The sequence below is a fragment of the Streptomyces sp. NPDC003691 genome, from assembly GCF_053981115.1.
On sequence record NZ_JBSFNQ010000003.1, the window covers coordinates 84,119 to 109,089 of the forward strand.

A 24,971-nucleotide genomic window follows, 5' to 3' on the forward strand; every position below is an offset into this window, starting at 1 on the left:
CGCCCGCTTTCGCGGTGGTACGGGACCCCTGGGCCCTGCTCCGAGTACGGTTACTCCGCCGCGGCCGACGGCTTCGCGACCGGCTTGCGGAGCTGGAGGTTCAGCTCCCGCAGCCGGGTCTCGTCCAGCTCCGTCGGCGCGCCCATCATCAGGTCCTGGGCGTTGCCGTTCAGCGGGAAGGCGATGGTCTCGCGGATGTTCGGCTCGTCGGCCAGCAGCATCACGATGCGGTCGATGCCGGGGGCGATACCGCCGTGCGGCGGGGCGCCCAGGCGGAACGCGCGCAGCATGCCCGCGAACGCCTCCTCGGTGGTCTCCCGCTCGTAACCGGCGATCTCGAAGGCCTTCAGCATGACCTCGGGCTCGTGGTTGCGGATCGCGCCGGACGACAGCTCGATGCCGTTGCAGACGATGTCGTACTGCCACGCCAGGATGTCCAGCGGGTCCTTCTCCTCCAGGTCCCGCATGCCGCCCTGGGGCATCGAGAAGGGGTTGTGGGAGAAGTCGATCTTGCCGGTCTCCTCGTCCTTCTCGTACATCGGGAAGTCGACGATCCAGCAGAAGCGGAAGACGCCGTCCTCGAACTGGCCGGCCCGCTTGGCGGCCTCGACCCGGACCGCGCCCATGATCTTGGCGACCTCGTCGGTGTCACCGGCGCCGAAGAAGACGGCGTGCCCGGCGGCCAGGCCGAGGCGCTCGGTGAGGACCTTGACGTTCTCCTCGGTGAGGAACTTGGCGATCGGGCCGGTCAGCGAACCGTCCTCGGCGACGCGGACCCAGGCCAGGCCCTTGGCGCCCTGCTCCACCGCGTACTCGCCGAGCTGGTCGAAGAACTTCCGCGGCTGGGCGGCGACGTCCGGCACGGGCAGCGCGCGGACGTGCTTGCCCGCGAACGCCTTGAACTCCGAGCCCTCGAAGACGTCGGTGATGTCCACCAGCTCCAGCTTGGCGCGGAGGTCCGGCTTGTCGGAGCCGTACTTCAGCATCGCCTCGCGGAACGGGATCCGCGGGAACGGGGACGTGACATGGCGGCCGCCGCCGAACTCCTCGAAGATCTCCGTCATCAGCTTCTCGACGGGCTGGAAGACGTCCTCCTGCTCGACGAAGCTCATCTCCAGGTCGAGCTGGTAGAACTCGCCGGGGGAGCGGTCGGCGCGGGCGTCCTCGTCGCGGAAACAGGGCGCGATCTGGAAGTACCGGTCGAAGCCGGAGATCATCAGCAGCTGCTTGAACTGCTGCGGGGCCTGCGGCAGCGCGTAGAACTTGCCCGGGTTCAGCCGGGACGGCACCACGAAGTCGCGGGCGCCCTCGGGGGAGGTCGCGGCGAGGATCGGCGTCGCCATCTCGTTGAAGCCCAGCGCGGTCATCTTGTGCCGGATGGCCGAGATGACGGCCGTACGCAGCATGATGTTGCGGTGCATGCGCTCACGGCGCAGGTCGAGGAAGCGGTACTCCAGCCGGCGCTCCTCGTTGACCCCGTCCTCCGCGTTGATCGTGAAGGGGATCTGGGCGGCGGCGCCCAGCACCTCGACCTCGGCGACCTCGACCTCGACCTCGCCGGTGGCCAGCTCGGGGTTGATGTTGTCGGTGCCCCGGCTGACGACCTTGCCGTCGATCCGGACGACGGTCTCCTTGGTGAGGTGGCTCAGTGCCTCGTTCGCGGCGGTGCCGGGGCGGGCCACGAGCTGGGTGATGCCGTAGTGGTCGCGGAGATCGATGAAGAGGATGCCGCCCAGGTCTCGGCGATTGTGCAGCCAGCCGCTCAGCCGGACGTCCGTGGAGACGTCAGAGGCGCGGAGCTCGCCGCAGGTGTGGGACCTGTACCGATGCATCGTCGTTCATCCAGTCTTGTGGTGGTCGGGGCGGGGTGCGCCGGGCCCGGAGGCCGTGGCCGGTCGCGGGGCCGGGCCGGTTGCCGGGTGGCGCCGGGCCGTGGTGCGGACCCCATACACATGCACGGGGCTCTAAAGAGGTTACCGCCCGCCCCTCCCGTCCCCCATTGGCTTATACATGCCAGGGATGTCCCGGGGCCGCCCCGGTGCCGTGCGCCCGGCGCACTACCGGGCCCGCGCTCCGCCCCGTACCCCGGGGGCCGGGGGACGCCGGATCGGAATAAAGTGAGCAAATGCGCACTGAGGACGTCCTGGCCGCCATCGCCACCGGCCTGTGGCGATGGGACAACGCGGGCGGGACCGTCACCCTCGACGCGGAGGCCGCCCGGCTGCTGGGACTGCCGGCCGAGGCATCGCCGCACCCCGAGAACGCCGTCCGCGCCCGGATCCACCCCGTCGACTGGAACGAGATCAACGGGGTCGTGTCGCTGGCCATCGCCGAGGGCACGGTCGCCGAGGGCCGGCTGCGGGTCGTCGACACCGAGGGCCGGGTGGTGCGGACCGTACGCAGCCGCTCCAAGCCCGTCGCGCTCGACGGCGGCTTCGAGATGATCGGCATGCTCCAGGAAGTCGCCGAGCCCGCCGAGGGAACCGCCGCGAAGACCCCCATCACCGGCGACTGGCGCCGCTCCCGGGAGGCGTTCCTGCTGGACGCGGGCCGCGCCCTGGCCGAGGCCCGGTCCACGGCCGAGGTGCTGCGGGTCGCCGCGTCCCTGTCCATGCCGGGCTTCTCCCCCGACGGCCTCGCGGTCTTCGGCGCGGCCGGGGAGCGGCTGACGATCATCGGCCACCACGGGCACCAGAGCGCGGGCGGCGACCCCTTCTCCGATATGCGGCTGGACACCGACCACCCGGCGGCCGAGGTCGTCCGCAGCGGCCGGGCGGTCTACCTCCCCAGCCCCGACGACTACGCCCGCCGCTACCCCACGAGCTGGCCCCTCGCGCAGAAGCTGGGCCGCCGCTCCTGGGCGTACCTGCCGCTGATCGTCGCCGGGCGCACGATGGGCGCCTGGATGGCGGCCTTCCGCCACCAGGTCGTCTTCACGCCCGACGAGCGGTCCGTACTGACGACCGTTGCCCGGATGCTCGCCCAGGCGCTGACCAGGGCGGGCGTCGCCGAGACCGAACGCGAGCTGTCCGAGGGCCTCCAGCGGTCGATGATGCCGGTCATCGGCCCGGCGATCCCCGGCACCGCGGTCGCCGCGCGCTATGTACCCACCGGCGGCGGGCTCCAGGTCGGCGGCGACTGGTACGACATGATCCCGCTGCCGTCGGGCCGGATCGCGCTGGTCATCGGGGATGTCCAGGGCCATGACGTCCGCGCCGCCGGGCTGATGGGCCAGCTCCGGATCGCACTGCGGGCATACGCCTCCGAGGGCCACCGCCCGGACGCCGTCCTCTCCCGCGCGTCCCGCTTCCTGCACGGCATCACCGAGGCGTCCGGGGCCTCGGACCATCTCGCCTCCCGCTTCGCGACCTGTCTCTATCTGGAGTACGACCCGGCGAACGGCGGGGTCGAGATCGCCCGCGCCGGGCATCCGGAGCCCGCGGTCCGGATGGCCGACGGCACGGTGATCATCCGCCCCACGGAGGGCGGCCTGCCGCTGGGCATCGACCCGGACTCCGACTATCCGACCACCCGGCTGGAGCTGGCGCCGGGCGAGACCATGATGATCTGCACCGACGGCCTGCTGGAGACCGGCGGCCACGACCTGGACACCGGCTGGGCCCGGCTCCGGGAGGTGCTGGAACGCCACCCCTCGGCGGGCTCCCTGGAGGAGCTGGCCGACTCCCTGGTGTCGGCGGTCCACGGACCCGTGTCGCACTACACGGTCGGCCCGCTCGCCGACCGCCGCGAGGACGACGTCGCGCTGGTGCTGCTCTCCCGTGAGGGCGAACCCGGCCCGGTCGAGGAGGCTCCGCGCCGTACCGCGATGACCATCGCCCAGGCCCAGCCCGAACGGATCGCCGCCGCCCGCCAGACCGTCCGCGAACTGCTCCACGACTGGGCGGACCCGGAGCAGGTCGACGCGGCGGTGCTGATGGTCTCCGAGATGGTCACCAACGTCCTGGTCCACACGGACGGCAACGCGCTCCTCGCGGCCAGCGTCACCACCGCGACGGCCCCCGCCCCCCGGGTCCTGAGGGTCGAGGTCGCCGACACCAGCGACGAACTCCCCCACAAGCGCCGCCCCGGCGAACTGGCCTCCTCCGGCCGCGGCCTGGTCCTGATGGAGATGCTGGCGGACGCGTGGGGGGTCGACCCGCGGGGCGAGGGCAAGTGCATCTGGTTCGAACTGCACGAGTCGGAGCCGGTCGGATAAAGCCCTGCCCCGCCCTTCCCCGGGGGGTTAGGGTCCGGCCATGACTTCCCCGGCTGTCTCCCTGCGTCCCGTCCACCCCGGCGACCTGCCCCTGTTCTTCGTGCACACGAGCGACCCCGAGGCGAACCGGATGGCCGCCTTCACCGCCGAGGACCCGACGGACCGGGCCCATTTCGACGCGCACTGGAAGCGCATCCTCGAATCGCCCGGCATCGTCACCCGCACCGTCCTCGCGGACGGCGAAGTCGTCGGCCACGCGGCCGTGTACGGCGAGCCGGACGAACGGGAGGTCACGTATTTCGTCGACCGCTCCCACTGGGGCCGCGGCATCGCGACCGCCGCCCTGCGGGAACTCCTCGCCGAGGTCCCCGAACGCCCCCTGCTGGCCCGCGCCGCGGCGGACAACACGGGATCCCTGCGGGTCCTGGAGAAGTGCGGCTTCAAGGTCGTCGGCGAGGACCGGGGCTTCGCGAACGCGCGGGGCGCGGAGATCGACGAGCTGGTGCTGCGGCTGGACGGCTGACTCTCCCCACCGGGCCGGTACGCCGCCGGGATCCGTGGCCCGGGTCCGGAGGCCCCGGTCCGGGCGCGGGAAACTGATCCCGGACGCCGGGACCGGCGCCGGTGGGAGGTGCAGGGAATGAGTTTCCGGCTGGCGGCGTACGCCGTGTGCATTGAGGACGGGCGGGTGCTGCTCGCCCGTCACGCGCCGCCGGGGGCCGTGAGCAACTGGACCCTCCCGGGCGGCAGGGTCGAGCACGCGGAGGATCCGTACGACGCGGTGATCCGGGAGTTCGCTGAGGAGACCGGCTGCGATGCCGTGGTCGAACGCCTGCTGGGCGTCGACTCCCGGGTGATCCCCGCGGCCGAACGTGCCGTCCCCGGCGGGCCGGAGCATCAGAACGTCGGTATCTTCTACCGGGTCCGTCCCACCGGCGGCCGGCTGCGCCCGGAGCCGGACGGCGATATCGCCGAGTCCGTCTGGACCCCGATTCCCGATGTCGCCCGCCTGCGCCGGTCGTCGCTGGTCGACATCGGCCTCGCCCTGGCCGGGACGCTTCCGCCGACCGGCCATGTCGCCGCGGTCCCGGTCGGCGGCCTGATCCAGCACTGAGACGTGGCCGCGGCCGATATCCGCACCGGCTGCTCCGGAACCGGCTGTTCGGAAGCCCGCGGCCGTACGGGCGCTGCGGCACGTACCGCCGGTGCGAGCCGCACGAGCCGGAGCCGGGCGGGGCGCCCCCGATCAGAGGGTGAGGCCGGACAGTTTCGCCAGTTTGAGCAGTTGTGGATTGCTTCGACGGTGCAGGGACGCCACCACGCGGAGGACCTCCCAGCCCATGGGGTTCAGCTTCGCCATCTGAGGTGCTGCCGCGTAGGCGGCGGCCAGGCTCTCCAGTGCCCCGTCACGGTCGCCGACATCCACCTGGGCCCGGGCGATGTTGATGCGTGTGGCGGCGGTACGTGTGGGGGTCAGGCCAGCCAGAACAGGGTCGATGCCGTCGGCGAGAGACAGCGCTTCGCGCGGTGTGCCCAGGTCCAAGCGGGTGGCCAGGACATGGGTCGCGGTGTTCATCGAGCCGAACAGCATCGCGGAGCGGTTCCACTCGGCTCCCAGTTCCTCCGAGACGCGCCAGGCGGAAGCGATATGGCGCTCCGCCTCGCGCCTGCCTTCCTGCTTGTCGGCCAGCCGTCCGGCGAGCGTCATGCCGCGGAGATTGAGAACTCCGACGGCGAAGGCGCGTTCCTGGCCTGACAGCCCTGCTTCCGCATCGGCCACGGCCCGGTCGACCAAGGCCAGTCCGCCTTCGTAGTCACCGCCGTTGAGATACGCCCCGGCCCGGTCCCGCGCGGCGACGGCGACACCGAGCGGGGTCGCCTTCTGCTCGACGGCCCAGCGCTGGCGCGTGACGGCAAGCTCCGCCATATCCATCCAGCGATGGCGGGCCGCAACCCAGTAGACAGCGCTGTAGACCTCGGCCAGTGCCATCCACCCCTGCGCAGAGTTCACTCCGTAGGCGTGGGTTGTCGTGTCCCGGAGCAGCTCCGGCAGCATGCGCATCAGCGCACGGACTTCGAAGCCGTCGCGGTGGTGACCGACTTGCTCCAGACGGGCGCCGATATTCGCCTCGACCACCGTGTTCCGACCCGGAACGTCGTAGTCCCGCAGCGCCGACCGGAGGGCGGACAGGGATTCTTCGTCGTCCTGCTGAACGCGGGCCCTGCCCAGCACCTCGGCCACGGTCAGCCCCATGGCTCTGGCCACTGCTGCGGCGGTCGCGTGGGTGAGGGCGCGATCCCCCACCTCCACCTTCGACAGCAAGGAGACGGAGACGTTGGCTTTGTGGGCCAGCCTGATCTGAGACCAACCACGCTCCTTCCGGAGCGCGGCCACATTAGCTCCAGGTGGCCGTTCACTGGTGCTCATAGGTTCCAGTCTGCCCTAAGTCGCCCCGTTCGACCCTGCGGTCACAGCCCATCCGGGCGCCCGGCACCCGAACGTGCATGAGATGTGCAAGGTCCCCTATGCCCACCGGCGTTGACTCAAGAGACGGCGGAGTTACCCCACTTTGCTTGGACTTGGGACGGGAGCCTGATGAACGCAGCCGAGACCACACAGGAGCCGGAACCGGACCGCCTCCGCAGTGCGCTGGACGTGCTGGTGTGCTGGCGGGTGCGGGAGTGGCCGGTGGTGGCCCGGCTGGCCGGGGAGGTGGTGCCCCTGGTGGGGGAGTGTCTCAAGGTGTCCGGGGTGTGGGAGTCGTTGCCCGCGCACTCTCGCGCCGCTCTGCACTGGGCGGTCGCGGACGGGCGGGCGCTGCGGCGGGCGTGGCCCGTGGATCAGGGGGCGGAGGAGTACGGGCCGCGGATCACCGCCCTGGTGATGGATGTGGCCTACTTCGCGGTGCTCTGCGATCCCGACGCGGCCGCCTGGTGGCCCGAGGCCGACCCCGCCCGGAGCCGGGACGCGCTGCTCGCGGTCGAGCTGCTCCGGCAGTTCGGGAAGCTCCCGGTCGTCTGGCGGGCGGCCGTGCTGCGGGAGCTGCACCACGCGGCCCGGACCCGGGACCCCGCGCGCCGCGCCCTCGCGGAGGTGCTGGCGGAGGCGAGGGCCTGCGCCATCAAGGGCGAGCGGCCGCCCGGGCCGGAGTACGTGGACTTCCGGAGCATCGACGCGCCCGAACTCGTACAACGGCTCGCCCGCTTACCCCGCGGCTGGCGGGGCGAGGCGTTCCGGCGCATCGCGGCCGGGGCCGACCCCATGATCGTCGAGGCGGCGGCGCGCGACGCCATCAGGGCCGTCTGCACGACTCCGTAGCGACATCAAACGCCCCGCCCGAGCCTTTGCGGCGGACCCAACGGGGCTTGCCGACCAGCTTCCGAGGAGCTGAGCGACCGTGTTCGACCTTGTCGTCCGGGCCGTCGAGTGGGTGCGGTTCCTGCTGGTCCCGCTCGACCTCGTCCCCGTACCCCGCCCGCCGGTGCGAACCGACCCCTGGCGGCGCCCGTGGACCAGCCCCACCCGGCAGGAGGCACAGGCGATCCTCCGCGCCCGCGAGGAGGCCGCCCGCAGCAGGCGGAAGGTGTACTACCTGCCGCCGGGCGTGTTCCTCCCCCTGACGGGAGCCCGCCGGTAAGAGGCGGCCTAAGGGGCCCCGTCGGAGGTCCCGCCGGGCGTCGTGTGGAGGATCTCGCGGGCCTGGTCGGCGGCGCGGGCGATGCTCTCGGAGACGAAGTCCACGTAGCGGGCGATGTTCTCCAGGCGCGTGGCGGCCGGGGTGTCGGGGCCGAGGACGCCGACGCCCTGCCGGGCGATGTCGCCCAGGTGGGCGGTGGCCCGGGCGCTGGCCATCGTGGACTGGTACATGACGTCGTCGTCGACGACGTAGCGCTCACGGCGGTGGTCGTCGCGTTCGCGGCGGATCAGGCCCTGGCTGCCGAGGAACGTGACCGCTTTGGAGACGGACGCGGGGCTGATCCGGAGGCGTCCGGCGAGTTCGGAGGCGGTGAGGCTGCCCGCGTCGGTGGTGTAGAGGCTGGCCAGGACCCGGGCCGTCATCCTGGGCAGGCCCGACTGCATGAAGACGGTGGCGAACGCCTCCTCGTACTCGCGCACCGCTTCGGCGTCGCGCCCGTGGGTCTGCGGGGGCGTGCCGGGGTCCGGGGCCGTCGTGCTCTTCTTGCGGCGGTGGGCGCGGCGTTCGGTGGCGCGGTGGGCGAGGTCCGCGCGGTAGGCGGCGATGCCGCCGTTGCGCATGACCTCGCGGGTGACGGTCGAGGTCGGGCGGTCCAGCCCTCTGGCGATCTCCGCGTAGGAGAGGTCGTCGGCCAGTCCCAGTGCGATCCGCTGGCGTTCCTGCCGGGTGAGTCGGCCTCCTGGCATCGCATTCTCCTCCGTGATCGTCCGTGGGCTCCCCACAGTAGCGTTCACTTTAGTCCATTGCAACGCGCTGCAACTTGATCATTGCGTTGAAACTTCCCCCATTGCAATGATTTCACTGCTCTGAAGTGCAGTTATGTCAATCCATCGCAACGATGTCATTGCCGAATCTAGAAATGCAACGTAGCTTTTGCTTCATCGGAAACAGCAACGGAAGGGCAGTACGATGCAGAAGTTCGACACCCCCACCCCGGTCACCGTCATCCTGGACGTCCCCGCCGGCGACATCCGTCTCATCGCCGCCGACCGGGCCGACACCACCGTCGAGGTCCTCCCCAAGAACCCGTCCACGGGCCGCGACGCGAAGGCCGCGGAGCGCACGGAGGTCGTCTACGGCGACAATGTCCTGCGGATCACCGCCCCGCAGGCGGACAACCAGGTCTTCGGCCCCTCCGGATCCGTCGAGGTCACGGTCCAGCTGCCCGCGGGATCCCATGTCGAGGCGAACGCGGCCCTCGCCGGGCTGCGGGGCGTCGGACGGCTCGGTGACGTCACCTTCGAGACCGCTCAGGGCACGGTCAAGCTCGACGAGGCCGCGAGCGTCCGGCTGACCCTCCAGTCGGGCGACGTCACGGTCGGCCGTCTGGGCGGCGACGCGGACATCAGCACCCAGAAGGGCGACCTCCGCGTCGACGAGGCCGTGCGCGGCACGGTCATGCTGCGCACCGAGCACGGCGAGATCTCCGTCGCCGCCGCCCGTGGGGTCTCCGCCTCCCTGGACGCCGGCACCTCCTACGGCCGGATCCACAACACGCTCCGGAACGCCGACGGCGCCGACGCCGCCCTCACCGTCCACGCCACCACCGCCTACGGCGACATCAGCGCGCGCAGCCTCTGACGCGGACACACACCCCGCGCCGGTCCGGCCCGTTCACCCGCACTCTCCCCACCGCACTCCCCCCTCAGACCTGAAGGAGCACCCACCATGTCCCTCACCCATGGCGACCAGGACCGTCCCGAGCTGCGGAAGCTCATCGAGGGGATGATCGAGTCCGGCTTCACCGGTGTGACGATGCGCCTGCACGACGAACAGGGCGAATGGGTCGGCAGCGCCGGGGCGCGCGAGCTGGGCGGGACCGAGGAGCCCCCGGTGGACGGGTACGTCCGGATAGGCAGCAACACCAAGACCTTCACCGCGGCCCTGGTGCTGCGGCTGGTGGCCGAAGGCGCGATCGAGCTGGACGCCCCGGCCGCCGACCACCTGCCCGGGTTCGGGCTGGACCCGCGGATCACGGTGCGGATGCTGCTGCGGCACACCAGCGGGGTGTTCAACTTCACCGGCGAGTACCACGCCGACGGGACCTTCACCCCGGGGATCCCCGCCACGAACACGGGCCGGGAGTGGGTGGACAAGCGGTTCACGGCCTACCAGCCGGAGGAACTGGTGCGACTGGCCCTGTCCCGGCCCGCGCGGTTCGAGCCGGGAACGGGCTGGAGCTACTCCAACACCAACTACGTCCTGCTCAGGCTGCTGGTCGAGAAGGCCACCGGCCGCTCCTTCGCCGGGGAGATGCGGCGACTGGTCCTGGAGCCGCTCGGACTGTCGGACACCCTGGTGCCGGACGGTGACCCGGAGCTGCCCGAGCCGCACGCCCGCGCCTACTACCGGTACGAGGACGCCGGGCGGACGGAGACCGTCGACGTCACCCGGCACGACCCCTCCTGGATCTCGACCGGCGGAGACATGATCTCCACCACCCGGGACCTCCACACGTTCATCTCCTCGCTGCTGAGCGGCAAGCTGCTGCCCGCCCCGCTGCTGGCCGAGATGTGCGAGCCGCACCCCGAGACCGGTTACGGCCTGGGCCTGTTCGTCCAGCAGGCGAGCGGGAACGGCGGCACCATCATCACCCACAACGGCGGCGTGGCGGGCCACGGAGCGCTGATGTACAGCACGGCCGACGGCAGCAAGACCCTGATCGCCGCGCTGAACTACGTGGACGACGCCGCGCTGTCCCTCGCCGAGGCGTTCCAGAAGGCCGTGGCGCAGCTCGTCGAGGAGGTGTTCGGCGGCCAGGACACCCCGGCGGCCGAGCGGTGATCCTCGTCCGGCCGGGCCCCGGGCGCGGGTCGGCTGAGGGGGGTGTTCAGCAGCGCCTCTTCGACGTGGTCGGCGGCGTTGCGGTGGCCGAGGGCGTTGGGGTGCACGAGGGACAGCCGGTCAGGAAGGGTGATGAAGCTTTCGACCCCCTAACGCCTTGTCTTCTCCCGGTACCCCGCTGTCCGGTCGCGTTCCGGCCGCCGCACCGGCTCGCTGGACTATACGGAGGCGTATAACTAGGCTGATGCCGTTCTATACGCTTCCGTATAAACAGGTGGGGGACACATCATGCCTTCGTTCACGTGGGAGCCGGGAACGGCCGATCCGCAGACGGGTGCCGTAGCAGGCGCGGTGGGGGTGGACCGGATCCCCGCGGCCGTACGCGGGCTCAGCACGCTGCCCGTGCTCGATTACGCCGACCACTTCGCCCTGACCACGGACACCACCGCCGCACCCGAGCGCTGGGCCCGGGCCATGTTCGGGGACGAGCCCGACCTCGCCGCACGGTTCATCTGGCGGGGGCTGCTGGGGCTGCGGCTCAGCCGGGGCGTCTCGCCGGAGACCGTGGCGGGGTGGCGGATCGCGGCCCGCGGCGAGGACTGGATCCGGCTGGAGGCCCGCTCCTGGTTCCTGGACGGCGAACTCGTCGTCCGGGCCGCGGGCGGAACGGTCTCCCTGGGCACGCTGCTGCGCTACCGGCGCCCGCTCGGGCGGGTGGTCTGGCCCCCGCTCTCCGCCGTCCACCGGCGGCTGATCCCGACCGTGCTCCGTACCGCCGAAGCGCGGGTGAGCGGGGGCTGAGTCAGGGTGCGGCTGGGGCGCGCAGCAGTGAACTGGCCGGAGTGGGCGTGGTCGCCCTCCCCACGCCGATGGCGGCTGGTTAGTTCTCGTGGGTGGTGGGGCGTGTCACCGGGACCACGGTGAGAAGCTCGTCCAGCCCTTTGAAGTCGTCCGGGTTGGTTGTGAACAGGGGCAGGCCTTCAGCGATTGCGATGGAGGCGATCATCAGATCGGCGGTGCGGCGTCGAGGTGTGCGTCCGGCACCGGCAACCGCCGCGCACACCCTGCCGTAGATGCGGGCAGCCTCCGCATCGAAGGGGATGGGGTCGAACTCGTTCTCGGCGCGTTGCAGCACGTCCGTGCGCCGTGCACGCTCTGCGTGCTCGTCGTAGTCGTTCTGTTCGGCGTTGCTGCGTACGTAGTGAGGCCCTGCAGACAGCTCGGCCAGGGTGATGGCACTGATCGCCATCTCGGCAGGGAGTTCCTCCGGGTCCACCCACTTGCGCAGGATCAGGATGTTGGTGTCGAGCAGGCCCTGCTCGTGTTCAGCGGGCATAGGGGTCGTCCGGCTCCTGCTGGGCAGTGGCTTCTTGGTCGAAGCGGAAGGCATTCAGGCGGATGTCCGGCGCCGTACGGGACATGGCCGCGAACTCGCTGCGAGGCACGAAACGTCTCCGCCGACGCAGTGGAATCAGCTCACCGATCCGATGGCCGTCCCGTGTGACGGTGAATGTCTGGCCGTTCTGAACGGCGTCCATGATCTCTCTGGACCTTGTGCGCAGATCGCGCTGCGTGATCTCGGGCTGCGCTGTCATGGGGCCACGGTATCGCGCCATGGCACGCGGTGCTACCTGGTGCCACATGCGTTCGAGCGGTGATTGGCTGCGCGGAGTCCGCGGCATGAGCCGCCGATACACATGCGGCGGCCCCGGGCGCACTCCTGTCCCGGCCGGATCCCCGCCCGCTTGGCGACGGCAGTACCCATCACCCGGAAATTCTTTCCCGGGCAAGGCAACCCGATGGGCTGTTCGTCCCCTTTCTTCAGACAGAACGCATGTGACGAGCACGGGGGACAGCAGGGTGGGGGCCTTGAACAGCGATGGCCGTTTCCCGGCCGGGCCGCCGCGGTTCACGACGAGCGCTCGTACACATCCGCCCTTCACACCCTCTGGAGCCACCGTGCGCCCGATATCCGACCGTCCGACGCCCGCCGGGAAGCGCGCCCTCGCGCGGCACTGGTCCACCTGCCTGGTCGCCGCGCTCGGTCCGCTGGTGCTGGTCGCCTGTTCCGGGGGGAGTACGGAGAAGGCGGACGGGAAGGCGCCGGCGGGGGCCGTGAAGGCCGAAGGGCCCGCCGCGGTGGTCGCCGTGACGCCCAGTGGGACGGGGATACGGGCCGGGGAGCCGGTGAAGGTCACCGCGAGCGGGGGGACCCTGACCTCCGTCACCGTCACTGACGGCAAGGGCGCCGCCCTCGCCGGGGCGCTGTCGGCGGGGGGCACGGTGTGGACCTCCGAGCGGCCGGCCGCGCCCGGGGCGACGTACCGGGTGAGCGCCAAGAGCCGTGGCACGGGCGGCACCACGGGGACGAAGGACGCGTCGTTCACCACCGCCGAGGCCGAGAAGGTCAATACGGTCGTCCTGGCGCCCATCGGGCGGACCATCGGTATCGCCCACCCGGTCTCCATCGCCTTCACCAAGCCGGTGAAGAACAAGGCCGCCGTGGAGAAGGCCCTCAAGGTCACCACGGACAACAACACCGAAGGCGCCTGGGGCTGGGTCAAGGACTACCACGGCCTGGACCGGATCGACTGGCGTCCCAAGAACTACTGGAAGCCCGGTACCAAGGTCACCCTCGACGCCCGGCTCAAGGGCGTCGACTCCGGTCCGTCGGGCGGCTTCCTGGTCAAGGACTACCAGCACTCCTTCACCATTGGCCGCGCCCAGGAGGTCAAGGTCGACCTCGACCGCAAGCAGCTCGCGTTCCAGCGCGACGGGAAGACGGTCCGCACGATCCCCGTCTCCGGCGGCGACCCCAACCACGGCGACAAGGCGTCCTGGCGCGGTGTCCAGGTCCTGATGAGCAAGGAGGGCACGGTGCGGATGCGGTCCAGCAGCGTGGGCCTGGGCGACGCCTACGACAAGATGGTCGGCTACTCGATGCGCCTGACCTGGTCGGGGGCGTACGCCCATGCCGCGCCCTGGAACGCCGCCTACTTCGGCAAGGCCAACAAGAGCTCCGGCTGCATCGGGATGAGCACCGCGAACGCCCAGACCTTCTACCGGGACATCCAGGTCGGCGACCCCTTCACGGTGACCGGCAAGGACACCAAGGGCCTGCCGCCGCAGGGCAACGGCTTCAGCAACTGGAACCTGTCCTGGGCGGAGTGGCAGAAGCGCAGCGCCCTGAACTGACCCGGTCGTCGGGGCGGGAGGCGGGCCGGGAGCCGGGCCGGGGCAGCGGAGGTCGAGCCGCATCAGGGCCCGGGGGTGACCGGCCAGCACCGTCACGGTGGCCGGGACGATTCCGTGAGCCCGGCGGGGCCGGGACCGAGCGGTCTAGAAGCAGAAGGGGAACTGGGCCTCGCGCTCGCCGTCGAAGCAGTGGGCCGCGTGCCGGCGCATCCGCGGGCCGTAGACTCGGTCGTCGGCCAGTGCCGAGTACGTCTCGAACTCGATGCCCAGCAGGCCCGCGGTGTCCGCCGCGTACACGTCGAAGCCCGGGTACATCAGGCTCACGCACGGCAGGTCGTCGAAGTCCAGCGCCAGCACCGGGTACTCGCCCAGCCCGTCGGGCTCGGTGACGGCGAGGAAGCGGCGGGAGTCCGAGCCGCCGGGCAGCAGGAAGCACTCCGGGAAACGCTCGTCGAAGAGGGCGAACTCCGGGGCCCACATCTCGCCGTACTCGTCGCCGACCAGCTCGGAGAGCGGACGGGGGTCGAAAGCCGGGCTCCCGTCGTTGTCCCCGGTGAACCAGTCGTAGCGGTCGAAGAGGCTGCTGTCGTACGCCAGCCAGGCCGCCAGGCTCGGGGAGAGCGGCCGGCCCGAGGGGAAGTTCAGTCCGGTGAGCCAACCGGCTGCCAGGGGTGACGGTATGCCGTCGGTGACCCATGGCACCGGCTGGTACGCCAGGGCCGAGGCGCCCGGATCGCGCCGGACCTTCGCCAGGACCCGCTCCGTCAGGGCGACGCCGTGCGCCGCGGTCTCTTCGGTTCCGTTGGTCGGCATGCGCCGCAATGTAGCGGCTGCTACCGACAGCGGTGGCCGGTCAGACCGCCGGGGGACGGTCCAGGATCAGATCCCCCGCCCGCTGGAGGACTTCGAGACGGGTACGGCCGTTGTGGTCGGCGGCCAGGGTGTGGCGGCCCACCGTCATGCAGAAGGCGAGCAGGCTGCGTGCCTCGACCTCGTCCGGGTCGGCGCAGAAGGTGCCGATCATCTCGCGCAGCAGGTCCATCCGCCGGTTGTCGACGCGGCGCAGCCGCTCGGCGACGGACGGGTCGCGGCGGGCCCAGTCCCGTACCGCCAGGTCGACCGGGAGCAGTTCGTCGGAGAAGGTCAGCAGGCCCGCGCGCTGGATTTTGGTCCTGGGGTCGCCGCCCTCCCGTTCGATCTGGGCGATCACCTCGTCGGTGCTCTCGCGCTCCCAGGTGTCCAGCATGGCCGTCAGCAGGGCGTCGCGGTCCGCGAAGTACCCGTAGAAACCGCCCTTGGTGACACCCAGCCGTTTGGCCAGCACCTCGACCCGGACGGCATCCGGGCCGCCGCCTTCGCCGAGCGCCCGCAGGCCCTCCGCCACCCAGCGGTCGCGCGGTGTGCGAGCTGCGCCCACGATGTGCTCCACCTCACTCGGTGCGTCGATATACGGTGCCGTATATCGCGCCTAGGGTTGTTCTGTACGCCAGCGTATAAGAGGGAGAGGGCGGACAGTGTCATGAGACTTCCCCGTACGGCCCATACCGAACGGCCGTGGCGTATCCACGCCATCGCCCCCGACTTCCGGGTCGAGGACGTGTGGTCCTTCCGCACCCCCGGCGCCGGTCCGGCCGACTTCCCCGTGATGCTCGGCGCCATGCGCGCGGACGGCGGTTTCGACTCGCAGCCGCCCGCCGTCCGGTTCCTCTTCGCCGTCCGCTGGAAGCTGGGCGCCCTGCTGGGCTGGGACCGGTCCGAGGCGGGCCTCGGCAGCCGCGTACGGTCCCTGCGCGAGCGGCTGCCGGACGACCTGCGGGACACGGCCGCCGTGCCGGAGCCCGGGGGCAGCCCGTTCACCCCCCTCTACGACCTGCCGGACGAGTCCGTCCGCGAGCTGGCGAACGGCACCGGCCACTCGCTGATGCATCTGGGGTGGGCCCCGGCGGCGGACGGCAGCGGCGAGTACGAGCTGCGGATGGCGGTCCTGGTGAAGCCCAACGGGCCCGCCGGGCGCTTCTACATGGCCCTGATCGCGCCGTTCCGGTACCTGGTCGTCTATCCGGCGCTGACCCGCAAGTGGGAGCGCGCCTGGCGGGAGCACGGGCGGGTGGACACGAGTGGGTGAGCACGGGCCGGCGGGCCCTCGGCGGCCGTAGGGTCGGAACAGACTCCGAGGAGGCCCCGATGCGCAGTGTCACCTACTCCGTGGGCATGTCCCTCGACGGCTACGCCGTCGGCCCCGACGGCGCATTCGACTGGACGGCACCGGACGAGGAGCTGTTCCGTTTCATCACCGACGAGTTCCGGGGGACCGGCGTCCAGCTGATGGGCCGGCGGCTCTACGAGACGATGCTGGTCTGGGAGACCGCCGACCAGGAACCTTCCCTCGACTTCTCCACCCGGGAGTGGGCCGCGCTCTGGAAGCGGGTGCCGAAAGTGGTGTTCTCCCGCACGCTGACGGAGGTCCGGGGCAACGCCCGCCTCGCCACCGGCGGTCTGGCGGAGGAGATCGGGCGGCTGCGGGCCGGGCCGGGGGAGGGCGAGATCGCCATCGGCGGTCCGACGCTCGCCGCCGAGGCGGCCGCCCTGGGGCTCATCGACGAGTACCGGATCAGAATCCATCCGGTCCTGGTCGGCGGCGGCCTGCCGTCCTTCCCCCGGCACGAGGACCGGGCGGACCTCGAACTCGTCGACTCCCGCACCTTCGGCTCCGGGGTCGTCCAGCTCCGCCACCGGGTGGTGCGGACGGGCGGCTGACGGGCGGCCTTGGCGAGTGGTGGTGCGCCGGGCCTTCAGGCGGGCCGGGCCGCCGGGACCACGTCCGCGACCACACACGACACATTGTCCGGCGCACCGCCGGCCAGCGCCCGGTCGATCAGGGCGGCGACCGCCTCCTCCGGGCCGGGCGCCCCGGTCAGCACCGTACGGACGGCGTCCTCCGGGACCACCGCCGCGAGCCCGTCGGAGGAGAGCAGCCAGCGGTCGCCGGGCCTGGCCTCCCGCAGCCGTACGTCCGGGGCCGCCGTGCTCCCGTCGAGGGCCTTCAGCAGCAGCCCGCGCGCGGGGTGGGAGGCCGCCTCCTCCTCGGTCAGGCCGCCCTCGTCGATCATCGACTGGACGATGGTGTGGTCGTGGGTGAGCCGGAACAGCGTGCCGTCGCGCAGCAGATGGGCCCGGGTGTCGCCGATATGGACCAGCGCGAGATACGAGCCCGCCAGGGCCATGGCGGTCAGGGTGGTGCCCGAGGGGCCGGTGCCGGGGCCGGTCTCGTCGCCGGTGCCGGTGCCGGTGCCGTCGTCGGTGAGGGTGCTGGTGCCGTCGTCGGTGCCGTCGTCGGTGAGGGTGCCCACCACCGCGTCGGCCCGGCGGACGGCGTCCTCCAGGGCGTTGAGCAACTGCCCGGCGTCCGGGGCGTCCACCGTGCCCGGTGCGCGCAGGGCCCGGACAGCCGCGGCGCTGGCGGGCGCGCCCCGGGAGCCGTAACCGTCGGCGACGGCCACCAGGCCCCCGGCGGCGTACACCGCGTCCTGATTGGCGGTACGGACCGGGCCGCGTTCGGTGGCCGCGGCATGGCGGATGGCCAGGGGTACGGCGCCGGGACGGGGGCTACGGGAATCCGGCGCGCCGCCGGGGGGCGTCCCGGGCCGGGCCTCCAGTTCGGCGGCGAGGAAGAGCGCCAGCTCGCCGCGGGCCGCGGTCTCCGCCTCCACCCGGGCCCAGTGGGCGCGTACGGCCCGGCCGGCCGCTGGCGGGTCGGATTCGTACAGCCCGCACACCTCCCGGATCCGGGCTCCCGGCATCCCGATCCGGCGCAGCCACGCCACCAGCCGGGCCGGTTCCACCTGGGAGGGGGCGTAGTAGCGGTAGCCGCTGTACGGATCGGTACGGGCCGGGCGCAGCAGCCCGAGGTCGTCGTAGCGGCGCAGGGCCCTCGGGGTGAGCCGGGTGGCGCGGGCGAACGCGCCGATCGTCAGCTCGCCGGGTGCGGGTGCTGGTGCTGGGGCCGGGTTCGAGGTCCGGGCCGGGGTTGCACCGGGGTTCGGGGCCGGGGCCGGGTTCCGGGCCGCGTCCGTCATGGTCGCCTCCTGATGCCGGGGGTGCCCGGGCTGCCCGGGTGTGCCGCGGATGCTGGTCCCTCCCCCCGGGGGAAGGTCAACCGGGGACGACGGCCGGGGCCTCGGGTGCGGGCGGCCCGGACGCGAGTGAGCGGTGGTGCGTCCTCGACCCCCGTACGAGGACGAACCACCGCTCACTCCCGTTCCTCCGGCTCCCGTCCTCCGGATTCGCGAGGGGCTGGATTCCCGGATCCCCCGTCCGCCCGGGACCCCCTGCTCCCCGTTCCTCCGGAGGACGGGGCGGACCGGAAGCCCGGATCCCCCGAGATCCTCGCGGACCCGTATTCCGGACTTCCGGCTTCCTGTTCCCCCGTTTCCCCCGTGCTCCCCCGTACTCCGGGACGCCCCACCTCTACGACCACCGGTCTACTTGCGGTTGTAGAGCCGCATCGTGATCGTCCCGAAGACTGTGATCAGCACTACCGCCCAGCCCAGCGACCAGGCGATGTCCGCCGCCGGCCATTCGCCCGCCATCAGTTCGCGCACCGCCGTGGCGACATGGGTCACCGGGCTGTTGTTCACGAACGCCTGGAGCCAGCCCGGCATGGTCTTCGGGTCGACGAAGACGTTGCTCAGGAAGGTCAGCGGGAAGATGACCATCATGCTGACGCCCATGACGGACTTCTCGGTGCGCAGCAGCAGCCCGAACATCGTCCACACCCAGGAGAAGGCGAACGCGAAGACGAGCAGCAGCGCCACCCCGAGGACCACTCCGACGAACCCGCCGTCCGGCCGGTAGCCGATCAGCATGCCGACGGCCAGCATGACGACGGACCCCAGGACATAGCGGACGAGGTCGCCGAGGAGATAGCCGACCATCGGAGCCGGCCGCCAGATCGGCAGGGTGCGGAAGCGGTCGAAGACGCCCTTGCTGATGTCGGTGTTGACCGCGACGCCCGTGTACATCGTGATCATCACAATGCTCATGGTCAGAATGCCGGGGAGCAGGAACTGGATGTACTCCTGCGTGGACCCGGCCAGCGCCCCTCCGAAGAGGTACGTGTACATCACGACCATCATGATCGGGAACGCCGTGACGTCGAACAGCTGCTCCGGCACATGTTTGATCTTGAGCATCGCGCGCCAGCCGAAGGTGACGGACGCCGATAGCGCCGATGGTCTCTGCGGGCGTTCCTGTCCTACCAGCAGAGCCGCCAGGTCCTCCGCCCTCGGGGTGTCCAGGACCAGGTCGTCGAGGTCCTTGGCGGTCGCGGTCTTCGTCGTCGCGGTGGTCATGCCGCTGCCCCCTTCGTGCCCGCAGCGGTGGTGCCGGCGTTCGTGTCACCGGCGGCGGTCCCGCCGGTGGTGGTGGTCCTGTCGGTCAGGGCGAGGAAGACCTCGTCCAGGCTGGGCTGGCCCAGCGAGAAGTTGTCGACGGTGATCCCGGCCCGGGACAGCTCCGCGAGCGCCCGGCCGGCGTGCTCGGCGGCGTCACCGCCCTCGTCGAGACCGCCCACCCGGGCGGTCAGCGCGACCGGGTCGGCATCGAGCTGGACCTCGCCGCCCAGCGCGGCGGCGAGCACCTTCTCCGCCTCGGGGCGCTGGTCCGCGTGGCGCAGGCGCAGATGGACGGTGCCGGAGCCGACGGACGCCTTCAGCTCGCCCTTGGTGCCCTCGGCGATCACTTTGCCGTGGTCGATGACGGCGATCCGGGACGCGAGCTGGTCGGCCTCGTCCAGATACTGCGTGGTCAGCAGGACGGTGGTGCCCTGGGCGACCACCGCGCGCACGATGTCCCACACCTGGCTGCGGCTGCGCGGGTCGAGACCGGTGGTGGGCTCGTCCAGGAAGAGCAGGTCCGGGGTGTTGAGGATGGACGCGGCGATGTCGATCCGCCGCCGCATGCCGCCGGAGTAGTTCTTGATCTGCCGGTCCGCGGCCTCGGAGAGGCCGAAGGCCTGGAGGAGTTGCTCGGCGCGGCCGCGGGCGGCCGCCTTGGAGTGGCCCAGCAGACGGGCCAGCAGCAGCAGGTTCTCCGTGCCCGTGAGGTCCTCGTCGACCGACGCGTACTGGCCGGTGAGGCTGACCCGGCTGCGTACCGTGTCCGCGTCCTTGACGACGTCCTTGCCGAAGATCCGGGCCTCTCCGTCGTCCGGCCGCAGCAGGGTGGCCAGCATCTTGACCGTGGTGGTCTTGCCGGCGCCGTTGGGTCCGAGGACGCCGTAGACCGTGCCGGCGGGGACGGTGAGATCCACGCCGTCGACGGCACGGTTCTCACCGAAGACCTTCACCAGGCCCCGGGTCTCGATGGCCAGTTCTGTACTCATTCGTTAGTCCTTGTATTCCTTGATGAATCGAAAACTTCTTCGGTGCCGCTGTGGAGGATTCGACTCATCCGGTGCGGGAAACTCATCGCCGCCGGGGTGTCCGCCGGGAAGTTTCGGGGGATCCGGCGACGGGCGAACGGGTTAAAAACGGTACCAAAGTAAAGAAAACTCTTGGGTGGGCCGGGGAAATCGGAGGTGCGGCGGCGTCGGGGGCAGGGGAATCGCGGTCCATCGCGGTCTACCGCGGTCAGGAATCGCGGTCTGTCGCGGTCAGGAGACGTACGGGCGGGCGGCCCGGGCCTCGCGCAGTGCCGTGCCCCACCAGCCGAGCTGGTCGAGCATCAGGGCGATCGAACGGTCACGGCCCGTCAGCGGCTCGTCGAGGAGGTTGATGGCCACCCCGTTGCGCAGGGTCACGGTGTGCAGCTCCGTGAAGACGGAGCGCAGATGCTCCACCGCATGGAGTCCGCACGAACCGTGCCCGTAGCTGACGAACGCGACCGGTTTGGCCTGCCACTCGTCGTACGCGAAGTCGATCGCCTGCTTCAGCGACGCCGGGTAGGAACGGTTGTACTCGGGAGTGACGACGACGAACGCCTCGGCGTCCGCGATCAGGCCCGTGAACGTCTGCATGGGCTTCGTCGTCCGGTCCGGATAGTGCGCCGGAAAGTCGAAGTCCAGCAGGTCGACGACGGTCAGCGCCAGATCCGCGCGGCCGGCGGCCCGCTCGGTGAACCACTGCGCGATCCGCCCGCCGATCCGGCCCTCACGCGTACTGCCGATGATCACGGCAACCCGCAGCGGAACCACGGTCTCCGCGGCCTCCTTCCCCGGTGGCGGGGCCTGCCGCTCACCCTCGTGCCAGGCCTCGGGGGTGTCCCAGTCCCACTCGCCCGGCGCCACCCACCAGCCGTCGGCCGTTTCGTGCGGCCCGTCCGTCCCGGGCTGCTGCGCGGCGTCCTGCCGGTCCTGTACCTGTTGCCGCGGCCGGTACGGGTCCGGCAACAGGTACGGGTGGTGGTGCCGCCGTCCTGCCCGGCTGGTCCCCCTGCTCATCCCCCGCTCGCCTCCTCTCCGCCGTCCCGCCGTTCCCGTTGACGCCCTTCACCCGGGAGGCGCGAGACGCGGTCGCGCGGCCGCCAGATCGGATCTGGCGGCCGCGGGCAAGGCCCTGGCGGGTGGCGGTGCCGGGCCGGTCAGGGCTCCCTGGTGTGGAAGACGTAGAACGCGGACACGCCCACCACCAGCGCGATGATCAGGCCCAGCCCGGAAGAGCTGAGGACGCTGTCGCCGGTCAGGCTGTGCAGAAAACCGACGGCGATACCGGCCAGCGCGCCGTACGCGGCGGCCCGCACCTCCTGGATCAGCGCGCCCTGGATCCGGCCGAGGCCGAAGGCCAGTCCGGTGAAGACGATGCCCGCGACCACGCCGTAGAGGACGTCCCACCAGGTCACGGGCGATCCGGTGCGGTGCAGAAAGCCCGCGTAGAAGCCGAAGAGGGCGCCGAAGGCGAGCGGGATCGCCCAGGAGAGCGAGCCGTGGTGGCGGGCGGGCAGTGCTGCTGGTGCGGCCATGGCGGACGCTCCTTCCGGCCCGGGGCCTGGCGCGGTTCCCGGCACGCCCGTCCTGGCGCGGGCTCGTCCTGGCACGGGTTCTCGGGCCCCGGCCTGCCGGTCCTGCTTCCCGGTCCTGCTCCCAGGGCACACCCGTGGATCCCGCCCGGCAACTCGTACGGGCGGCTCCGGCGACTTGTACGGGCGGTGGCCGCCGGGCAACTCGTACGGGCGGTCACCGGTCGCGCCCGGGGCCCGGGGCGCTTTCCCTGGAGAGGTGCGGAGCCTTCTGTCGACCGTCCTGATCGCCCTTGTCGCCGTACTGACCCCGCTGAGCGCGCTCGCCGTGTGGGCCGACCGGGAGATCGGCGACACCGACGGCTATGTCGCCGCGATGGCCCCGCTGGCCGGGGACCCGCGGGTGACGGAGGCGGTCGCGGACCGGATCACGGACGAGGTGGCGGCCGGGCTGGCGAGCCGGGCGGGAGCGTCCGGCGAGGGCGGCGGCGGGGACGACGGCGGGGCGGCGGGGGAGGGCGACGGCGGGGACGATAGCGGGGCGGCGGGGGACGCGGAGCTACGGGACCTGGTGCACGACGCCGTGCTCTCGTTCGCCGCGACCGGTGCGTACCGCACCGCCTGGAACACCGTGAACCAGGCCGCGCACACCGCCGTGGAGAACGCGCTGACCGGCTCCGACGGCAGAACGGCCAGTGTCGACCTGGCGCCGGTGGCGGAGGAGCTGAAGGCCCGGCTGAGTGCGGACGGCGTGCCGTACGCGGACCGGATCCCGGTCGGCGACACCAGGACGGTGGTCCTGGAGTCCGCGCAACTGGGTGCGGCACGCGGAGTGTTCGAAGCCCTTCAGCGCAGGAGTGCGGCGCTGCCGCTGCTGACGCTGTCGCTGGTGGTCTCGGCCCTGCTGCTGGCACCGCGCGGCGGGCCGCGCGGGGTGCCGGAAACGGCGCTGGCCCTGGCGGTGGGCGGGGCACTGCTGCTGGCCGCCGTCGCCCTCGCCCGCCATCTGGCGCTGGGGGACCCGCCGCTGAGGCTGAACCGGCCGGCCGCCGGGGCCGCCTTCGACGCGCTGACCGCGTCGCTGCGGCTGACGGCATGGGCGCTGATGGGGGGCGGGGTGCTGGTGGCGGCCCTGGCCGTCCGGAACCGCCGCCGGAGGCTGAGGGAGGCGCACGAAGTGCAGGTAGCGAGCGAGGCGAAGGAAGCGAACGAGGCGAACGGAGCCGACGGAGCGACCGCGGCGGCGGGGGCGGGGGCGGGGGCGGAAACGGAGGGAGGGACTCAAGAAGTGGCTACTTGATGCCACGGGCGACCGGGCGGGCCGGATGTCGCGGACACTGGTGTTCGACATCGCGGACGACCGAAGGGCTTCGTTACATGGACAGCGCCAGCGCCAGCGCCACCTCGACGGCGGCTGATGCCGCGGGGGACCAGGAGGAGCCGCTCCGCGACGATCCCGCCCGGCCCCGCCGCGGGGCCGGGCGCCGGGTCGCGGTGTGGCTCGCGGTGCTGCTGCTGATCGTGCCGACGGCCGTCGTCTCCTTCCGTGCCGCGGACACCGATGCGGTGACCCCGGTTCCGCAGCTCCTCGCCTTCCTGCCCTGGCTGCTGGTGCCCGCGGGCGCGGCGCTGCTGCTGGCGGCGCTGGCCCGCTGGATCCCGGGGCTGATCTGGGCCGCCGTGGTCCTCGCGATCACCGGCTGGTTCGTCCGGCCGTACGACATCGGGCTGGCGGACAAGCCGTCCGGCAAGGCGATCGCCAAGCTCGAAGTGCTCACCTCGAACGTCGAGTTCGGCAACGGCACCGAGGGCCTGCTGAAGCTGATCGAGAAGGAGCAGCCCGATCTGGTCTTTGTGACGGAGTGCGCCGAGGCCTGCTCGCAGGGCCTGGCGACCCGGATCCCGATGTCCGACTACCCCCACCGGAACGTGGTGGAGGGCAAGCTGGCCTTCGGCTCCGCGATCCTCAGCAAGTACCCGCTGAAGAAGGGCGCCGGTATCGAGTCCACCCTGGCGATGCCGGGCTCCGTCGCCACCATCGCGGGCCAGGAGGTCCAGGTCCAGCTTGCGCACCCGCTGCCGCCGGTGCCGAGCGGTATGGACGACTGGCATCGGGAGCTGGGCCGGATGAAGGAGTATGCGACGGGAGTGAAGGACGTTCCGACGATCTTCGCCGGAGACTTCAACGCGGGCCAGGACCATGCCGCCTTCCGGCGCATATTGGACGCGGGGAAGCTGCGCTCGGCCGCCGCGCTCGGCGGCGCGTCCCGGACGCCGTCCTGGCCGACGATGGTCGGCCGCCCGCTGGGCACTCAGATCGACCATGTGCTGATCAGCAAGGAGTTCTCGGTCCGCAAGGCCCGGTTCGTGGAGCTGGACAACACCGACCACCGTGCGCTGCTGACCGAGCTGGAGCTGCACGAGAAGAAGTAGGGGGAGGCGGCGGCCCGTTCCGTCCCGGCAGCCCGGCCGGTGCCTTGGGCATGGTTCCGGCCGGTGTACCAGCAGGCGGCTCAGTCGGTACCGGGCGGGGTGCGGCCACCGTGGGTGTCCAGATGGCGCTGGGCCAGCCGCTCCATCTCGCGGCGGTCCCGCTTGGTGGGGCGGCCCGCGCCCCGGTCGCGGACGGCCACCGGCGCCGTGAACTCCCTCGGCGGGGGCGGCGGGCTGTTGTCCTCGTAGCACGTGACCGCCACGGGCGCGCCCACCCGCTTGCGGATGATCTTCGAGACGGTGACCAGCCGCTCACGGCCCTCGTGGAAGAGGCGGACCCGGTCCCCCGGCTTGATGGCGGTCGCGGGCTTCACCCGCTCGCCGTTGATCCGGACGTGTCCGGCCTTGCAGGCGGCCGCCGCCTGGGACCGGGTCTTCGTCAGCCGCACCGACCAGATCCACACATCGACGCGTGCGGACTCGCCGGCCGGCGGCGGTGCGGTGGACTGACCCTGGGATGCCATGCCTCCGACCCTACGCCCGGGGAGGGCAGGAGCGGCGAGGGGTTTTCGCCCGCGGCGCACCGGGCGGCGCAGCGGGCGACGGGGCAGTGGCGCCCCGGGCGGCCGGGCCGTGCGCGCCGCCGGTGTCTGCGGTGGCTGGGTGTGCGGTGGCGGCGTACGGGAGCGGAC

Annotated in this window: 26 protein-coding genes; 13 read left to right on the forward strand and 13 right to left on the reverse strand. The window is 71.7% G+C overall.

Annotation, left to right across the window (positions count from 1 at the left end; all coding sequences use genetic code 11):
- Window positions 1–50: 50 nt before the first annotated feature.
- On the reverse strand, window positions 51–1,832 hold the full coding sequence (aspS, locus tag ACWDR0_RS02490) for an aspartate--tRNA ligase (protein WP_456349742.1): 1,782 nt from the start codon (window positions 1,830–1,832) through the stop codon (window positions 51–53).
- Between the two features lie 293 nt (window positions 1,833–2,125).
- On the opposite strand from aspS, the gene ACWDR0_RS02495 reads away from it, so the two are divergent.
- The 3 genes from ACWDR0_RS02495 (at window position 2,126) to ACWDR0_RS02505 (ending at window position 5,330) form a co-directional block, all read left to right on the forward strand.
- The gene (locus ACWDR0_RS02495) at window positions 2,126–4,216 is read left to right on the forward strand and encodes a SpoIIE family protein phosphatase (RefSeq protein WP_456349743.1); all 2,091 of its coding nucleotides are present in this window, start codon (window positions 2,126–2,128) and stop codon (window positions 4,214–4,216) included.
- Between the two features lie 40 nt (window positions 4,217–4,256).
- Entirely contained in the window at window positions 4,257–4,739 is a 483-nt protein-coding gene (locus ACWDR0_RS02500; protein WP_456349744.1) for a GNAT family N-acetyltransferase, read from the forward strand.
- 117 nt (window positions 4,740–4,856) lie between these two features.
- Entirely contained in the window at window positions 4,857–5,330 is a 474-nt protein-coding gene (locus ACWDR0_RS02505) for an NUDIX hydrolase (protein WP_456349745.1), read from the forward strand.
- 132 nt (window positions 5,331–5,462) lie between these two features.
- Here ACWDR0_RS02505 and ACWDR0_RS02510 read toward each other — a convergent pair whose 3' ends face one another.
- On the reverse strand, window positions 5,463–6,644 hold the full coding sequence (locus ACWDR0_RS02510; RefSeq protein ID WP_456349746.1) for a helix-turn-helix domain-containing protein: 1,182 nt from the start codon (window positions 6,642–6,644) through the stop codon (window positions 5,463–5,465).
- A gap of 168 nt (window positions 6,645–6,812) precedes the next feature.
- Here ACWDR0_RS02510 and ACWDR0_RS02515 point away from each other — a divergent pair, with 168 nt between their 5' ends.
- A complete protein-coding gene (locus ACWDR0_RS02515) occupies window positions 6,813–7,535 on the forward strand; it encodes a hypothetical protein (protein ID WP_456349747.1) in 723 nt (240 codons plus the stop codon).
- Window positions 7,536–7,614: 79 nt separating this feature from the next.
- Window positions 7,615–7,854, forward strand: a complete 240-nt coding sequence (locus ACWDR0_RS02520; RefSeq protein ID WP_456349748.1) for a hypothetical protein — start codon at window positions 7,615–7,617, stop codon at window positions 7,852–7,854.
- Window positions 7,855–7,862: 8 nt separating this feature from the next.
- On the opposite strand, the gene ACWDR0_RS02525 is transcribed toward ACWDR0_RS02520, so the two are convergent.
- Window positions 7,863–8,600, reverse strand: coding sequence for a helix-turn-helix domain-containing protein (locus ACWDR0_RS02525; protein WP_456349749.1), 738 nt, complete (start codon window positions 8,598–8,600; stop codon window positions 7,863–7,865).
- Between the two features lie 223 nt (window positions 8,601–8,823).
- Here ACWDR0_RS02525 and ACWDR0_RS02530 point away from each other — a divergent pair, with 223 nt between their 5' ends.
- The 3 genes from ACWDR0_RS02530 to ACWDR0_RS02540 all read left to right on the forward strand — a co-directional run bounded on the left by ACWDR0_RS02530 (window position 8,824) and on the right by ACWDR0_RS02540 (window position 11,499).
- Complete coding sequence (locus tag ACWDR0_RS02530) at window positions 8,824–9,495, forward strand: DUF4097 family beta strand repeat-containing protein (protein ID WP_456349750.1); 672 nt, start codon at window positions 8,824–8,826, stop codon at window positions 9,493–9,495.
- 87 nt (window positions 9,496–9,582) lie between these two features.
- Window positions 9,583–10,698 carry a serine hydrolase domain-containing protein gene (locus tag ACWDR0_RS02535; RefSeq protein ID WP_456349751.1) on the forward strand — a complete coding sequence of 372 codons (1,116 nt, stop codon included), beginning with the start codon at window positions 9,583–9,585 and terminating at the stop codon, window positions 10,696–10,698.
- A gap of 288 nt (window positions 10,699–10,986) precedes the next feature.
- Window positions 10,987–11,499, forward strand: coding sequence for a hypothetical protein (locus tag ACWDR0_RS02540; RefSeq protein ID WP_456349752.1), 513 nt, complete (start codon window positions 10,987–10,989; stop codon window positions 11,497–11,499).
- Between the two features lie 79 nt (window positions 11,500–11,578).
- On the opposite strand, the gene ACWDR0_RS02545 is transcribed toward ACWDR0_RS02540, so the two are convergent.
- Both ACWDR0_RS02545 and ACWDR0_RS02550 read right to left on the reverse strand, forming a co-directional pair.
- Window positions 11,579–12,034 (reverse strand): PIN domain-containing protein, encoded by a 456-nt coding sequence (locus tag ACWDR0_RS02545; protein WP_456349753.1) that lies wholly within the window; start codon window positions 12,032–12,034, stop codon window positions 11,579–11,581.
- Window positions 12,024–12,293 carry a type II toxin-antitoxin system Phd/YefM family antitoxin gene (locus ACWDR0_RS02550; protein ID WP_456349754.1) on the reverse strand — a complete coding sequence of 90 codons (270 nt, stop codon included), beginning with the start codon at window positions 12,291–12,293 and terminating at the stop codon, window positions 12,024–12,026. Before ACWDR0_RS02550 ends, ACWDR0_RS02545 begins: the two co-directional genes overlap by 11 nt.
- 373 nt (window positions 12,294–12,666) lie before the next feature.
- On the opposite strand from ACWDR0_RS02550, the gene ACWDR0_RS02555 reads away from it, so the two are divergent.
- Window positions 12,667–13,893 (forward strand): Ig-like domain-containing protein, encoded by a 1,227-nt coding sequence (locus ACWDR0_RS02555; RefSeq protein WP_456349854.1) that lies wholly within the window; start codon window positions 12,667–12,669, stop codon window positions 13,891–13,893.
- Between the two features lie 144 nt (window positions 13,894–14,037).
- On the opposite strand, the gene ACWDR0_RS02560 is transcribed toward ACWDR0_RS02555, so the two are convergent.
- Window positions 14,038–14,706, reverse strand: a complete 669-nt coding sequence (locus tag ACWDR0_RS02560) for a hypothetical protein (protein ID WP_456349755.1) — start codon at window positions 14,704–14,706, stop codon at window positions 14,038–14,040.
- 40 nt (window positions 14,707–14,746) lie between these two features.
- Entirely contained in the window at window positions 14,747–15,310 is a 564-nt protein-coding gene (locus ACWDR0_RS02565) for a TetR/AcrR family transcriptional regulator (protein ID WP_456349756.1), read from the reverse strand.
- Between the two features lie 102 nt (window positions 15,311–15,412).
- Here ACWDR0_RS02565 and ACWDR0_RS02570 point away from each other — a divergent pair, with 102 nt between their 5' ends.
- Together ACWDR0_RS02570 and ACWDR0_RS02575 are read left to right on the forward strand one after the other, a co-directional pair.
- On the forward strand, window positions 15,413–16,018 hold the full coding sequence (locus tag ACWDR0_RS02570; protein ID WP_456349757.1) for a DUF2867 domain-containing protein: 606 nt from the start codon (window positions 15,413–15,415) through the stop codon (window positions 16,016–16,018).
- 59 nt (window positions 16,019–16,077) lie between these two features.
- Complete coding sequence (locus ACWDR0_RS02575) at window positions 16,078–16,650, forward strand: dihydrofolate reductase family protein (RefSeq protein ID WP_456349758.1); 573 nt, start codon at window positions 16,078–16,080, stop codon at window positions 16,648–16,650.
- A 35-nt stretch (window positions 16,651–16,685) separates the two neighbouring features.
- Here the strand turns inward: ACWDR0_RS02575 and ACWDR0_RS02580 are convergent, their stop codons facing one another.
- From ACWDR0_RS02580 to ACWDR0_RS02600, 5 genes are all read right to left on the reverse strand, one after another.
- Entirely contained in the window at window positions 16,686–17,969 is a 1,284-nt protein-coding gene (locus tag ACWDR0_RS02580) for a MerR family transcriptional regulator (RefSeq protein WP_456349759.1), read from the reverse strand.
- A gap of 405 nt (window positions 17,970–18,374) precedes the next feature.
- Window positions 18,375–19,244: an ABC transporter permease gene (locus ACWDR0_RS02585; RefSeq protein ID WP_456349760.1), complete on the reverse strand. Its 870-nt coding sequence runs from the start codon at window positions 19,242–19,244 to the stop codon at window positions 18,375–18,377.
- Entirely contained in the window at window positions 19,241–20,275 is a 1,035-nt protein-coding gene (locus ACWDR0_RS02590; protein ID WP_456349761.1) for an ATP-binding cassette domain-containing protein, read from the reverse strand. The genes ACWDR0_RS02585 and ACWDR0_RS02590 overlap by 4 nt, the downstream gene beginning before the upstream one ends.
- A 270-nt stretch (window positions 20,276–20,545) precedes the next feature.
- On the reverse strand, window positions 20,546–21,085 hold the full coding sequence (locus ACWDR0_RS02595; protein WP_456349855.1) for an NADPH-dependent FMN reductase: 540 nt from the start codon (window positions 21,083–21,085) through the stop codon (window positions 20,546–20,548).
- Between the two features lie 386 nt (window positions 21,086–21,471).
- Window positions 21,472–21,849: a hypothetical protein gene (locus ACWDR0_RS02600; RefSeq protein ID WP_456349762.1), complete on the reverse strand. Its 378-nt coding sequence runs from the start codon at window positions 21,847–21,849 to the stop codon at window positions 21,472–21,474.
- 256 nt (window positions 21,850–22,105) lie between these two features.
- On the opposite strand from ACWDR0_RS02600, the gene ACWDR0_RS02605 reads away from it, so the two are divergent.
- Both ACWDR0_RS02605 and ACWDR0_RS02610 read left to right on the forward strand, forming a co-directional pair.
- Window positions 22,106–23,146 (forward strand): hypothetical protein, encoded by a 1,041-nt coding sequence (locus tag ACWDR0_RS02605; RefSeq protein ID WP_456349763.1) that lies wholly within the window; start codon window positions 22,106–22,108, stop codon window positions 23,144–23,146.
- Window positions 23,147–23,223: 77 nt separating this feature from the next.
- The gene (locus tag ACWDR0_RS02610) at window positions 23,224–24,279 is read left to right on the forward strand and encodes an endonuclease/exonuclease/phosphatase family protein (protein WP_456349764.1); all 1,056 of its coding nucleotides are present in this window, start codon (window positions 23,224–23,226) and stop codon (window positions 24,277–24,279) included.
- A gap of 80 nt (window positions 24,280–24,359) precedes the next feature.
- Here the strand turns inward: ACWDR0_RS02610 and ACWDR0_RS02615 are convergent, their stop codons facing one another.
- A complete protein-coding gene (locus ACWDR0_RS02615) occupies window positions 24,360–24,803 on the reverse strand; it encodes an RNA-binding S4 domain-containing protein (protein WP_456349765.1) in 444 nt (147 codons plus the stop codon).
- Window positions 24,804–24,971: the final 168 nt, after the last annotated feature.

Bases quoted from the DNA above. Each gene is read 5' to 3' on its own strand.
- ACWDR0_RS02570 (WP_456349757.1), top strand. From the start codon at position 15,413: ATGAGACTTCCCCGTACGGCCCATACCGAACGGCCGTGGCGTATCCAC.
- ACWDR0_RS02515 (WP_456349747.1), top strand. From the start codon at position 6,813: ATGAACGCAGCCGAGACCACACAGGAGCCGGAACCGGACCGCCTCCGC.
- ACWDR0_RS02585 (WP_456349760.1), bottom strand. From the start codon at position 19,244: ATGACCACCGCGACGACGAAGACCGCGACCGCCAAGGACCTCGACGAC.
- ACWDR0_RS02610 (WP_456349764.1), top strand. From the start codon at position 23,224: ATGGACAGCGCCAGCGCCAGCGCCACCTCGACGGCGGCTGATGCCGCG.
- aspS (WP_456349742.1), bottom strand. From the start codon at position 1,832: ATGCATCGGTACAGGTCCCACACCTGCGGCGAGCTCCGCGCCTCTGAC.
- ACWDR0_RS02615 (WP_456349765.1), bottom strand. From the start codon at position 24,803: ATGGCATCCCAGGGTCAGTCCACCGCACCGCCGCCGGCCGGCGAGTCC.
- ACWDR0_RS02525 (WP_456349749.1), bottom strand. From the start codon at position 8,600: ATGCCAGGAGGCCGACTCACCCGGCAGGAACGCCAGCGGATCGCACTG.
- ACWDR0_RS02530 (WP_456349750.1), top strand. From the start codon at position 8,824: ATGCAGAAGTTCGACACCCCCACCCCGGTCACCGTCATCCTGGACGTC.
- ACWDR0_RS02535 (WP_456349751.1), top strand. From the start codon at position 9,583: ATGTCCCTCACCCATGGCGACCAGGACCGTCCCGAGCTGCGGAAGCTC.
- ACWDR0_RS02540 (WP_456349752.1), top strand. From the start codon at position 10,987: ATGCCTTCGTTCACGTGGGAGCCGGGAACGGCCGATCCGCAGACGGGT.
- ACWDR0_RS02550 (WP_456349754.1), bottom strand. From the start codon at position 12,293: ATGACAGCGCAGCCCGAGATCACGCAGCGCGATCTGCGCACAAGGTCC.
- ACWDR0_RS02545 (WP_456349753.1), bottom strand. From the start codon at position 12,034: ATGCCCGCTGAACACGAGCAGGGCCTGCTCGACACCAACATCCTGATC.
- ACWDR0_RS02560 (WP_456349755.1), bottom strand. From the start codon at position 14,706: ATGCCGACCAACGGAACCGAAGAGACCGCGGCGCACGGCGTCGCCCTG.
- ACWDR0_RS02500 (WP_456349744.1), top strand. From the start codon at position 4,257: ATGACTTCCCCGGCTGTCTCCCTGCGTCCCGTCCACCCCGGCGACCTG.
- ACWDR0_RS02590 (WP_456349761.1), bottom strand. From the start codon at position 20,275: ATGAGTACAGAACTGGCCATCGAGACCCGGGGCCTGGTGAAGGTCTTC.
- ACWDR0_RS02510 (WP_456349746.1), bottom strand. From the start codon at position 6,644: ATGAGCACCAGTGAACGGCCACCTGGAGCTAATGTGGCCGCGCTCCGG.
- ACWDR0_RS02600 (WP_456349762.1), bottom strand. From the start codon at position 21,849: ATGGCCGCACCAGCAGCACTGCCCGCCCGCCACCACGGCTCGCTCTCC.
- ACWDR0_RS02495 (WP_456349743.1), top strand. From the start codon at position 2,126: ATGCGCACTGAGGACGTCCTGGCCGCCATCGCCACCGGCCTGTGGCGA.
- ACWDR0_RS02505 (WP_456349745.1), top strand. From the start codon at position 4,857: ATGAGTTTCCGGCTGGCGGCGTACGCCGTGTGCATTGAGGACGGGCGG.
- ACWDR0_RS02575 (WP_456349758.1), top strand. From the start codon at position 16,078: ATGCGCAGTGTCACCTACTCCGTGGGCATGTCCCTCGACGGCTACGCC.
- ACWDR0_RS02580 (WP_456349759.1), bottom strand. From the start codon at position 17,969: ATGACGGACGCGGCCCGGAACCCGGCCCCGGCCCCGAACCCCGGTGCA.